Genomic DNA, 12,575 nt, shown 5'->3' with positions numbered 1-12,575 from the left:
AAATCTTTGTGATCCTTGGTGGAGACTTTCTGAATCTCTGTGGAATTGGAATATGGAACAAAAAAAACTTTTAATAATTACTTATTATTTTCCGCCTGCGGGAGGACCAGGTGTTCAACGTTGGTTGAAGTTTGTGAAATATTTGCCTGAATTTGATATTCAGCCCATTGTTTATGTTCCTGAAAATCCAACTTATCCAATTGTTGATGAAGGTTTAGTAAAAGAAATTTCAAATAAAGTCATTATTCTTAAAAATAAAATATGGGAGCCTTATCAGCTAGCTTATGTTTTTTCAAAAAATAAAACCAAGAAGATTGCTTCGGGAATTATGCCTAATAAGAAAAAACAAAGTTTTCTTGACAAACTTTTTCTTTGGGTGCGTGGAAATTTATTTATTCCTGATGCACGTGTATTTTGGGTAAAGCCTTCTGTTTCTTATCTTGAAAAGTATATTAAGGAAAATAATATTGATACAATTATTACTTCCGGACCCCCGCACAGTTTGCATTTAATTGGTTTAGAATTAAAAAAGAAACTAAATGTAAAATGGTTTGCCGATTTTCGTGATCCATGGACTACTATTGGCTATCATAAAGCACTGCGTTTATCAGGTTATGCTGCTAAAAAACACAAACAATTAGAATATAAAGTTCTCAATTCAGCAGATACTGTTATAGTAACCAGTAAAACGACTAAAATAGAATTTCAGGCAATAACAGATAAACCGATTTCAGTCATTACAAATGGTTATGATATTGAAAATGTCGAGAAACAAGTCTTAGATACTAAATTTACTCTAGCTCACATAGGTTCTTTTTTGTCAGATAGAAATCCGAAATTTTTATGGGAATCTTTGGTTGAATTGCTAAACGAAATTCCTGATTTTAAATCGCATTTAGAAATTAAATTAATCGGTGCTGTAAGTCAGGAAGTGCTTGATTCTATTGGAGCGTTTAATCTGAATTCTTATTTGAATCTTCTTGGATATGTATCCCATCATGAGGCAATTGCCCATCAAAAAAAATCTCAGGTTTTACTTTTAATCGAAATTAATTCTGAAGATACAAAAAGCATTATTCCAGGTAAGTTGTTTGAATATATGGTTTCAGAAAGGCCAATAATCGCTATTGGTCCGCAAGGTTCTGATTTTTCGGATATTATAAAAGAAACGAATACGGGAGTATTTTTTGATTATTCTGAAAAAACGAAGTTAAAAAGTGTAATTTTGGACTTTTATAATCAATTTTTAGAAGGAAAATTACAAGCAAACGGGGTTGGTTTGCAACAATATTCAAGAAAAAACCTTACCAAACAATTGGCACAATTGATTAAGCAATCATAACAGTGCAAGAATCTAAAATCTAAATTCATAAATCCACATATGGGTATTGTTTTAAATCAGTCTTTCAAAAATACTATCATCACCTATATAGGTTTCGGTATTGGAGCCATAAATACACTTTATTTATACCCGGTTTTTTTAGGTGCAACGTATTATGCATTAACAAACTATATATTATCTGCAGCGAATGTTATCATGCCTTTGTTTGCTATCGGAATGCAAAATACATTGGTAAAATTTTATTCACAATACAAAACAGAAGAAGAAAGAGAACAATTTTTGTCATTTACGGCATTGTTTCCTGTATTAATGTGTATTCCTTTGGGAATTATAGGACTCTTTTTCTTCGATGATATTACTGCTTTTGTATCAAAGAAAAATCCGGTTGTAAAAGAATTTATGCTTTTAATTCCGTTTATCGGAATATGTATGGCTTATTTTGAGATTTTCTACGCATGGGCAAGAGTGCATATGCATTCTGTTTTTGGAAATTTTATTAAAGAAGTAGGATTAAGGTTGTTTTCATCAGTTGCTTTAATAGGTTTGTATTTTCATTGGATAACGCTGGTTGAGTTTGTTTATGTGACTGCAGGTATTTATTTTGTCGCGTTTTTAGTTACGATGTTTTATGCTTTTTATATTAAAAGGCCTAATTTTCAAATTACAATACCTGAAAATGTAAAGAGTGTAATGGAATACACTTTTTATATCATTCTTTCCGGAAGTGTCGCTAATTTACTATTAGATGGTGATAAAATAATGCTAAACCAATATATGGAAATTGAGAATATTGCTTATTATTCTGTAGCGACCTATATTGCTTTGGTGATTTCTGTTCCCAGTCGTGCAATGCATCAGATTGTATATCCGATTACAGCCAAATTAATGCATGAAAATAAACATGATGAACTAAATGATTTATATAAAAAAACCTCTATAAATCTTCAGATTGTTGGTGGTTTTGTAATGTTATGCATTTTCGTAAATATTAATCAATTATACGAAATAGTTCCAGCAGAATATAGAGGAGGAGTGCCGGTTGTTTTTATGATTGGTTTATCAAAATATTTTGATTTGATTTTAGGAAATAATAATGCTATCATTTTTAATACAAAATACTACAAAACGGTATTGTTTTTAGGATTAGGTTTAGTGGTATTGACGTTTATTCTAAATGTAATTTTTATACCTCTTTATGGTATTATGGGGTCAGCATTTGCTACTTTATTGTCTATTACGTTTTATAGCTTAGCTAAATTGCTTTTTGTGGTTAAAAAACTTCATTTATATCCTTTTACAAAACAGAATTTATATTCTCTGGCAGTTACTACAGTTTTGTTTTTAGTTTTTTATTTTTGGGAATTTCCGGTTTATCCTTTAATTGGTATTGGTTTAAAATCCATATTTGTAACGATTTTATATCTTTATTTGAATTATAAATTCAATATATCACCTGATATCAATAAGGTTATTGATGGTCTTTTAAGAAAAGTTGGAATTAGTATTTAATACGATTTACAGGGTTCAATATGTTGAATAGATAGGTTTTATTATTGAAATTTACAGTTGTTTATTTTGTATTTTATAAGATAAAAATTAACTTTAAGTTCTCAAATTAATAACAAATCCTCTTTTATGTTAAAAATTTTCTTATAAATCACTAAAAGTGGGTATTGTTAAAGATGTTGAGTTTTTTTATTTTTGTTAAAAATTAATGTTTAAATAATTAAGCAAGATTTTTTAGTTAACTATTATGAAAAACAATCAATTCAACCCGGAAGAAAGTTTACAAGTATTTTCTAATATGATCTCAAAAAAGGTTCATAATGGATTTGTACTTGAAGAGCGTAATGACAAAATGCTCTTTGCTGTACTTTCAAAAGGAGGAAAAGCTGTAGACCATGGATTCAATTTTATAATTTTTTGTTTAACATTAGGTTTGTGGTCAGTTGCTTGGTTGTATCTTACAGTTGAAGCATCTAAACAAAAAAAGATTTTAGTTGCTATAGATGAAGATGGAGTTCCTTTTGAAGAAAGATGTTTAGTTGCTTAGCAATTAAATAATTTTAAAAAAATAGCCACGAGTTATTTCTTTTTACTAATCAATAAAAAGAAGTAATTCGTGGCTAATTTATTTAGTTTAGTTTGTCCTTTAAATAAATTCCTGTAACAGATTCTTTCACTTTTACAATGTCTTCCGGTGTTCCTGTGGCTAATAAATGACCGCCGTTTTCTCCGCCTTCAGGACCTAAATCAATAATCCAGTCGGCACATTTTATAAGGTCAAGATTGTGCTCAATTACAATAATCGAATGTCCCTTTTCGATAAGAGCATCAAACGATGCCAGTAATTTTTTGATATCATGAAAATGTAATCCTGTTGTAGGTTCGTCAAAAACAAATAAAGCTTTGTCTTTCGTAGCGCCTTTTACTAAAAAAGAGGCCAATTTAATACGTTGTGCTTCTCCACCTGAGAGTGTTGAAGACGATTGTCCTAACTGCACATATCCTAAACCAACATCCTGAAGTGGCTGTAGTTTTTGAGTAATTTTTGTCTGTTTATTTTTTTCAAAAAAAGCAATAGCATCATCAATAGTCATAGTTAGAATATCGTTGATGTTTTTTTCGTTGAAATTAATTTCAAGAATTTCTTTTTTGAATCTTTTTCCTCCGCAGGTTTCACAAGGTAGAGAAACATCTGCCATGAAAACCATTTCAACGTTTATAGAGCCTTCTCCTTTACAGGTTTCACATCGGCCACCATCGACATTAAAAGAAAAATGTTTGGCCTGGTAACCTCTTATTTTAGAAAGTTTTTCTTTAGCATACAAATCACGGATATCATCATAAGCTTTTATGTAGGTAACAGGATTTGACCTCGAACTTCTTCCAATAGGATTTTGATCAACATATTCGATATGTTTTATTTGCGAAAAAGAGCCTGTTATTTCACTAAACTGACCCGCTTTTTCGGCAGCGTTTTCTAGTTTTTTCTGCATGGCAGGAAATAATATCTTTTTGATTAATGTACTTTTTCCACTTCCTGAAACACCTGTAATTACTGTTAAGATATCCAATGGAAAAGTAACATTGATATTCTTCAAATTGTTTTCGCGTGCACCAATGATATCAATATGATTTTTGAATTTCCGTCTCTTTTTTGGAACCGAAATCTCTAAATCACCATTTAAATATTTAGCTGTTAAAGACTCTGATTTTAGAATTTCATCGTAGGTTCCCTGAGCGACCAGATTCCCTCCAAAAGTTCCTGCTTCAGGACCAATATCAATAATCATATCAGCAGCTTTCATAATATCTTCATCGTGTTCAACCACAATTACGGTATTCCCTAAATCACGAAGCGAGAGCAAAACTTTTATCAATCGTTCAGAGTCTTTTGGATGCAGGCCAATACTTGGCTCATCCAGAATATACATTGATCCAACTAAACTGCTTCCCAGCGAAGTAGCAAGATTTATTCTTTGAGATTCTCCTCCCGAAAGTGTGGCTGAATTTCTATTTAAAGTAAGATAATCCAAACCAACTTCAGTCAAAAATGAGAGACGATTGTTGATTTCAATCATCAAACGTTTTGCGATTTGCTGTTCGTAAACATTCAAATCTATATTTTTGAAAAAAGTCACCAGATGTTTAATTGGTAAATCAACTAAATCAGATACTGTTTTGCCGTTTATTTTTACATACGAAGCTTCTTCGCGTAAGCGTTTTCCACGACAAGCGTTACATTTTGTTTTTCCGCGATAACGGGACAACATTACACGATTTTGTATTTTGTAATTTTTCTCTTCAAGTTCCTTAAAGAAACCGTTTAATCCCTGAAAATATTGATTCCCTTTCCAAATTAAATCTTTCTGATCTTCTGTGAGTTCGAAAAAGGGTTTGTGAATTGGAAAATCAAATTTATAAGCATGTTTTACAAATTCATCTTTATACCAGCTCATACTTTCGCCTCTCCATGGATAAATAGCACTTTCAAAAACAGATAATGATGTGTTTGGTACAACCAAATCAGCATCAATACCAATAATATTTCCATAGCCTTCACAAACAGGGCAGGCGCCATAAGGATTGTTGAAACTGAATAAATGGACATTTGGTTCAAGGAACGTAATGCCGTCTAATTCAAAATTGTTTGAATATGTAAATCTTTTGTCTGAGCCTAACTCCTGAAGGTAACAAATTCCCTTTCCTTCAAAAAAAGCAGTTTGTACAGCATCAGCGAGGCGATTATAGAATTCTTCTTCTTCTTTAACGACGATTCTGTCAATGACTAATAAAATATCTTTATTATCTAATTTGTGAATATCTGTAGGTGTAAATTCATCCAGACGAACCATTTCGTTATCAACTAAAATACGGGCAAATCCTTGTTGTAAAAGAACCTTAAGTTTGTCTTCGAGCTGGCGGCCTTCTTCAAGATGAATAGGAGCAAGCAATAACCATTTGCTATCCAGTTGAAAACTTTTTACATCTGAAACTACATCTGTTACCGTATTTTTTTTGACTTCCCTGCCTGAAATCGGCGAATAAGTACGTCCAATCCTGGCAAATAAAAGTTTGATATAATCGTAGATTTCAGTAGAAGTCCCAACTGTAGAACGAGCATTTGTTGTATTTACCTTTTGCTCAATGGCAATAGCAGGGGCTATTCCTTTAATGTATTCTACTTTAGGTTTGTCTAAACGCCCTAAGAATTGGCGTGCATATGATGATAAACTTTCTACATAACGACGTTGCCCTTCAGCATATAAAGTATCAAATGCCAAACTTGACTTTCCTGATCCTGAAAGTCCTGTGATGACTACAAGTTTGTTTCGTGGAATGGCAACATCTACATTTTTTAAATTATGTACCTGGGCTCCTTTAATGATGATATTGTGTTTTGGGTCGAGTGTAGAAAGATCAATTTGCATAAAAAAAGTCAATTTCTACAAAAGTAATCAATTTTAAATTCAGTTTTGTTAAGGAGATTGTTCCAAATTTTAACAGAATAGCTAAGGAAGACAAACTTTTTCTTATGGATATATTTATTAAAAATTTGCAGGTTTGATTTAAAATAAGCTATTTTAGAACTGATTTTATAACAAATTAACCGTATAAATTTGAAAACGAAACTTTACATACTTTGTTCTTTATTAGGTTTTACCTTATTTTCTCAGGAATTACCACCAATTATTAAATATCCTTCGACTGTTTATGGCGCAGGAAATCAAAGCTGGATGATTTCGCAGGATGACCAAAATATAATCTATTTTGCAAATAATGAAGGGCTTTTAGAATATAATGGAACAAATTGGGAGTTATATCCAACTCCAAACGAAACCATTATGCGATCTGTAAAAGTAATTGATAATAAGATTTATACAGGTTGCTATATGAATTTTGGTTATTGGACCAGGCAATCAGATGGCAAATTAAAATATACTTCGCTTAGCGACACGATCAAAAATAAAATTCTGGATGACGAACAGTTTTGGAACATTCTAAAATATGATCAGTGGATTTTATTTCAGTCTTTGAACCGAATTTATATTTATGATACCAAAACAAAAACTTTTAAAATTATTTCGCCAAAAAATGGTGTTGTAAAATCATTCGGTACTAAAAATTCGATTTATTATCAAACGCTAAATGAAGGGCTTTTTGAAATTGAAGGGGGAAAAGGAAAATTGGTTTCAAACAACCCCATTCTAAAAAAATATACAATTGTAAATGTTTTTTCCATAGACGAAGGTTTGTTAATTCAAACACAATTAGATGGATTTTATAAGCTTGTCGGATCATCATTAACTCCTTTTGCAACTGAAATAGATGCACAGATAAAATCAAGTTTTGTTTATAGCAGTCAGAAGCTTCATGACGGAGGTTATGCATTAGGAACTGTTTCTAACGGAATTTTTATTTTATCAAATACAGGAAAACTAAATTATCATATTACACAAAGTAAAGGATTAAGCAATAATACCGCTTTGTCTCTGTTTGAAGATAAAGACCAGAATGTTTGGATTGGCCTTGATAACGGAATTAATTGTATCAATCTTCAGACCCCTGTGCACAGTTTTACAGATGATACAGGCGTTTTAGGAACTGTTTATGCTTCAATTGCACATAACGGAATGCTGTATGTAGGAACAAATCAGGGATTGTTTTGTAAAAAATATCAAAGCACGGGGGATTTTGATTTTGTTAATGGAACAAAAGGGCAAGTCTGGTCATTATTTGAATATGATAATACACTTTTCTGCGGACACGATTCGGGAACTTTTATTGTAGAAAATACATCGGCCAAAAATATATTTCGAAGTTCAGGAACATGGAAGTTTGAGGCTGTTCCAAACAATAAAAATATTTTGCTTCAGGGAAATTATTATGGTATTTCGGTTTTAGAGAAAGCTAATAATCAATGGCGATTTAAAAATAAAATCGAAGGTTTTAATTATTCGTCGCGTTATTTTGAAATTGCTCCAGGCCTGGAAGTGTATGTAAGCCACGAATACAAAGGAATCTTTAGGTTTAAACCTGATTATTCTTTTTCAAAAGCAGAAGATTTTCATGCTTATTCTTCTCCTAATAAAGGAAAAAATGCAGGTCTGACGAAATTTAATAATGCCATTTATTATGCTTATAAAGATGGTATTTTTAAACTAAATTCAGTTACAAAACAATTTGAAAAAGATAAATTACTGAGTTCTATTTTTGAAAAGGATGAATATACGTCGGGAAAATTAATTGTAGACCAATCAAATAAAATCTGGCTTTTTTCTAAAAATTACATTCATTATTTTTCTGCCAGTAAGCTAAGTAATCAATTAAAGCAAAATGTTATCCCAATTCCATCCTCTTTAACGAATTCAATGTTGGGTTTTGAAAATATTACTCAAATTTCAAAATCAACTTATTTAATTGGTACTACAGATGGTTATTATACGCTTAATATTGATGATCTAAGTTTTAAAAACTATACCGTTTCAATTTCAGAAATTTTAATTAACGAGCAAAATCAGGCTTTAAAAAATGTTGTTTTAAATGATGAAGGAAGATTTGAATCGAATGAAAACAATATTACTTTAAATTATACTGTTCCGGAATACAATAAATATATCAATTCAGAATATCAGTATCTGTTGGAAGGTTTCCAGAATGAGTGGAGTGAATGGAGTACAAAATCTTCGGTGAATTTTAAAAATTTACCACCAGGAAAATATACTTTCAAAGTTCGTGCAAAATATGCCAACACACTTTTACAAAACACAGCTAATTATACTTTTGTAATTTTAAAGCCTTGGTATTTAACCAATGTCGCTTGTTTTATTTATTTGTTAATTCTTGTTATTATTGGGTATTTTATAAATAAAGCTTACCGGAATTTTTATCAAAAACAAAAAGAGAAATTGATTGAAGAGAATAACTTGTTGTTAGAAATTAAAGAGCTTGAAAACGAACAGCAATTAATGCAGCTTCGAAATGAACAATTATCACAAGATGTAGATAATAAAAATCGCGAATTGGCAGTTTCAACAATGAGTCTGAATAGTAAAAATGAGCTTTTGGCTTTTATTAAAGAAGATTTGAAGAAAACTACTCAAAATGATGATAAAAATATAAAATCGGTAATTAGAACGATAAATGATAATATTACCGAGGAAGATTCCTGGAAAGTTTTTAAAGAAGCTTTTGATAATGCTGATAAAGACTTTCTAAAAAGAATTAAAGTAATCCATCCACTCCTTACTCCAAATGATTTGCGACTTTGCGCATACCTGCGATTGAATCTTTCTTCAAAAGAGATTGCGCCATTGTTTAATATTTCGGTACGAAGTGTTGAAATAAAAAGATATCGATTACGAAAAAAAATGGATTTACAGCACGAAATAGGTTTAGTAGAATATATTTTATCTGTATAGTCAGTGAAATAAGCTAAAAAACAACTATACATTACCTCAACATTAACCTTTTATTGTGATTTTTACACTTAATTGTTAAGGAAATTAACATTGCTGAATTGTTATTAAATAGAGGTTTTTTTAATGCATGTTTATTTTAATATTGGTTTTTTTACGATGTATGTTTTTTGTTGAGGTTAATTTTGTCTTTTTATCAAAGAGATAGAATACTTTTAGCATTAAATAAAAACTAACTAAATTATGAAACCAAAATTATTATTAATGGTATTGCTGCTATTTACCTCTTTTGCGTTTTCGCAGACATTTGATGTAAATGGTACGGTGCTGGATGCCTCGGGAATGTCATTACCTGGAGTAAATGTAAAAGTTAAAAGTTCATCACAAAGTACAACCACAGATTTTGACGGATCGTTTAAATTATCAGGCCTGTCAAAAGGTACTGTAATTGTTTTAAGTTACATTGGTTTCCGAACTCAGGAAGTTTCGGTTTCGAGTAACAAGATTACTGTTAAGATGAGTGATGATGCAAAGTCATTGGAAGAAGTTGTTGTAATTGGTTACGGAAGCCAAAAAAAGAGGGAAGTTACAGGAGCAGTGGCCATTGTTGACAGCAAGACTATCGAAACATTAAAACCTATTAAAGTAGAACAAGCGTTACAAGGAACTATTTCGGGTGTAAATGTAACTTCACAATCAGGTGCTCCCGGTGCAGGATTAGACATTCGTATACGTGGTATTGCTACTAATGGAGAAAACAAACCAACAGCTATTATTGATGGCTATGTTGGAGATTTAGGTTTGTTAAATCCAAATGATATCGAAACTATTACCGTTTTAAAAGATGCACAGGCAGCTATCTATGGTACGATTGGAGCAAATGGAGTTATTTTAGTTACAACTAAAATGGGTAAAAAAAATTCAAAACCCAAAGTTGTGTACAATACTTATACAGGGTTTCAGGAAACGTCAAGGAAATTACCAACTCTGAATGCTACGGAATATGCCCTTTTATTAAATGAAAGTTATGCTAACGGAGGAAAACCGCTTCCTTATCCGAATGTTACCGGTTTAGGGAAAGGTACTGACTGGCAGGATGAAGTTTTTGGTAAAGGAGTTCCTATTATTAATCATGATATCTCTATTTCTGGAGGTTCTGAGAAAATTAGTTATGCAGTAAGTGGTTCACATTTAGATCAGGAAGGGATTGTAGGCGGAGACAAATCCGGTTTTCTGCGAAATACAGCCAGAGTAGCATTAGGTGCTGATGTAAGTGAGAAACTAAAAGTTAAAACAAATGTTATTTATACCTATTTCACCAGAAAAACATTAAATGAAAATGGTTTGGGATCAGTTTTGTTCAATGCTTTGAATATTCCTGCAACATTTAGCGCATATGATGCAAATGGCGATTTTACAATAATTCCAAATTCTTTAGGAAACGAGATTATCAATCCTTTAGCACAAATTGAAAATACCTATAATGATTATAATTATAAAAAAATCAACGGAAATTTTGGCTTTGATTATAAAATTTTTAAAGGTTTTGTACTATCAAGTTCATTTGGTTTTAATACTTCAAATAGTGAAAGAAAAGAATTTGCAAAACAAATCAGTTATGGAGGAAAAGTATTTGATGTAGTACAAAGTTCAGTAACGCAAAGTACTGTAAATGATAATGATTATTCTTTTGACCTTTTTGGAACATACACTAATAAAATTGGAGAGAACCATAACATTGCCGGTACAATTGGGACAACAATATATAAGACGTGGGGCAAAGGTCTTTCTGGTACTGGTTATGATGTACCTTATAATTCATGGGAATTTGCTGATCTGGATTTAATAACAACGATTTCAAAAGTTTTGACTAGTCGTTCTTACACTTATGATCAAAGAAGATTGTCCTATTTTGCAAGAGCTCAGTACGACTATAAAGGCAAGTATCTATTATCAGCAATGGTAAGAAGGGATGCTTCAACTAAATTTGGCCCTGGAAATAAAGTAGGATATTTTCCTTCTGTTACAGGAGGCTGGGTTGTTTCTGACGAAGGCTTCTTTGGAGAATCAAAAACTATTAATTTTTTGAAATTTAGGGCAAGTTACGGTACTTTAGGAAATGACCAAATTCCTAATTACGGGTATATAGGAATTTTAAATGGTGAAGCAACTTATGTATTCGATGGCGAATTAAGTGGAGGAAGAGCTCAGGGACAACTACCAAATCCTAATATAAAATGGGAAGAAGCCCAAAAATTTGATGTGGGTGCAGATCTAAAGTTATTTAATGATAAAGTATCTATAGTTACTGATTATTTTATTGATACCAGAAAAGATTTATTGATTCCAAATATTCCTGTTTCAGGAATTAATGGTACTGGAGCACCCGGGGCAAGCGCACCAACAGTCAATGCTGGTACTGTAAGAAACTCAGGTTTTGAATTTGCAATAGACTACAAGGAGAAATTTTCAGATTCTTTTTCAATGAATGTTGGGTATAATGTAACTTTTATAAAAAATGAAGTTATAAAAGTAAACAATGGTACTGGTTTTATTGAAGGAGGAGCATTTGCAGTCGGACAGCAACCGCCTTCTCGTATGGAAGTTGGAAAACCAATTGGATATTTTTATGGTTATAAAACGGATGGAATTTTCCAAAATCAAGCCGAAGTTAATGCACATCCTTCTCAGTTAGCATTAGGAGCTAATGCTGCTCCGGGTGATATTCGCTTTGTTGATGTTAATAATGACGGGGTAATCGATACTAATGACAAAACGAATATTGGCGACCCGATTCCTGAAGCAACAATGGGCTTTAATTTGCAAATGAATTATAAGAACTTTGATTTTGCACTTTATACATTTGCTTCAATTGGTAATGATATGGTTCGTAATTACGAAAGAAATTTAACAGATGTAAATCATTTAAATTATGTTTTAGGAAGATGGACAGGAGAGGGAACTTCTAATTCAATTCCAAGAGTAACTACCGGAGCTACTGCAAATAATAATTTTTCTGAATATTATGTTGAAGATGCCTCTTATTTAAGAATACAAAATATACAATTGGGATATACTTTGAGTCCTTCACTTACTCAAAAAGTGGGTATTTCAAAATTAAGACTTTATGGAGCAGTAAATAATTTATACACATTTACCAAATACAGAGGGTTTGACCCGGGAGCGTCAGTTGGTCCAACTAATAGAGACCAGGTTTCTCAGTCTCCAATTGGTGCCGGAATTGATTATGGATTCTATCCAATGCCAAGAACTTATCTTTTGGGACTAAATCTTAACTTTTAATTGTTATC

The 12,575-nt window shown here is 31.7% G+C and carries 6 protein-coding genes; 5 read left to right on the top strand and 1 reads right to left on the bottom strand.

All coding sequences use genetic code 11. The features are described 5' to 3' along the window. Window positions 1–52 precede the first annotated feature (52 nt). The 3 genes from DMB68_RS19575 (at window position 53) to DMB68_RS19565 (ending at window position 3,395) form a co-directional block, all read left to right on the top strand. The gene (locus DMB68_RS19575; protein WP_110348325.1) at window positions 53–1,342 is read left to right on the top strand and encodes a glycosyltransferase family 4 protein; all 1,290 of its coding nucleotides are present in this window, start codon (window positions 53–55) and stop codon (window positions 1,340–1,342) included. Between the two features lie 39 nt (window positions 1,343–1,381). Further along, the gene (locus tag DMB68_RS19570) at window positions 1,382–2,851 is read left to right on the top strand and encodes an oligosaccharide flippase family protein (protein ID WP_110348324.1); all 1,470 of its coding nucleotides are present in this window, start codon (window positions 1,382–1,384) and stop codon (window positions 2,849–2,851) included. 244 nt (window positions 2,852–3,095) lie between these two features. After that, entirely contained in the window at window positions 3,096–3,395 is a 300-nt protein-coding gene (locus DMB68_RS19565; RefSeq protein ID WP_110348323.1) for a hypothetical protein, read from the top strand. Window positions 3,396–3,477: 82 nt separating this feature from the next. On the opposite strand, the gene uvrA is transcribed toward DMB68_RS19565, so the two are convergent. Further along, window positions 3,478–6,276 (bottom strand): excinuclease ABC subunit UvrA, encoded by a 2,799-nt coding sequence (gene uvrA / locus DMB68_RS19560; RefSeq protein ID WP_110348322.1) that lies wholly within the window; start codon window positions 6,274–6,276, stop codon window positions 3,478–3,480. Between the two features lie 306 nt (window positions 6,277–6,582). Between uvrA and DMB68_RS19555 the strand changes: the two genes are divergently transcribed. Both DMB68_RS19555 and DMB68_RS19550 read left to right on the top strand, forming a co-directional pair. Beyond that, a complete protein-coding gene (locus DMB68_RS19555; protein ID WP_449404080.1) occupies window positions 6,583–9,267 on the top strand; it encodes a triple tyrosine motif-containing protein in 2,685 nt (894 codons plus the stop codon). 240 nt (window positions 9,268–9,507) lie between these two features. Then, a complete protein-coding gene (locus tag DMB68_RS19550) occupies window positions 9,508–12,567 on the top strand; it encodes a SusC/RagA family TonB-linked outer membrane protein (RefSeq protein ID WP_110348320.1) in 3,060 nt (1,019 codons plus the stop codon). Window positions 12,568–12,575 lie beyond the last annotated feature (8 nt).

Origin of the sequence: Flavobacterium hydrophilum, from assembly GCF_003202405.1 — a bacterium.
Lineage (GTDB): Bacteria > Bacteroidota > Bacteroidia > Flavobacteriales > Flavobacteriaceae > Flavobacterium > Flavobacterium hydrophilum.
The sequence above is the reverse complement of the archived record's forward strand: the minus strand, read 5'-3'. Positions and strand labels throughout refer to the sequence as shown.

Excerpts from the sequence above, each read along its gene's own strand:
- DMB68_RS19575 (WP_110348325.1), top strand. The coding sequence starts at position 53 with ATGGAACAAAAAAAACTTTTAATAATTACTTATTATTTTCCGCCTGCG.
- DMB68_RS19570 (WP_110348324.1), top strand. The coding sequence starts at position 1,382 with ATGGGTATTGTTTTAAATCAGTCTTTCAAAAATACTATCATCACCTAT.
- DMB68_RS19565 (WP_110348323.1), top strand. The coding sequence starts at position 3,096 with ATGAAAAACAATCAATTCAACCCGGAAGAAAGTTTACAAGTATTTTCT.
- uvrA (WP_110348322.1), bottom strand. The coding sequence starts at position 6,276 with ATGCAAATTGATCTTTCTACACTCGACCCAAAACACAATATCATCATT.
- DMB68_RS19555 (WP_449404080.1), top strand. The coding sequence starts at position 6,583 with ATGATTTCGCAGGATGACCAAAATATAATCTATTTTGCAAATAATGAA.
- DMB68_RS19550 (WP_110348320.1), top strand. The coding sequence starts at position 9,508 with ATGAAACCAAAATTATTATTAATGGTATTGCTGCTATTTACCTCTTTT.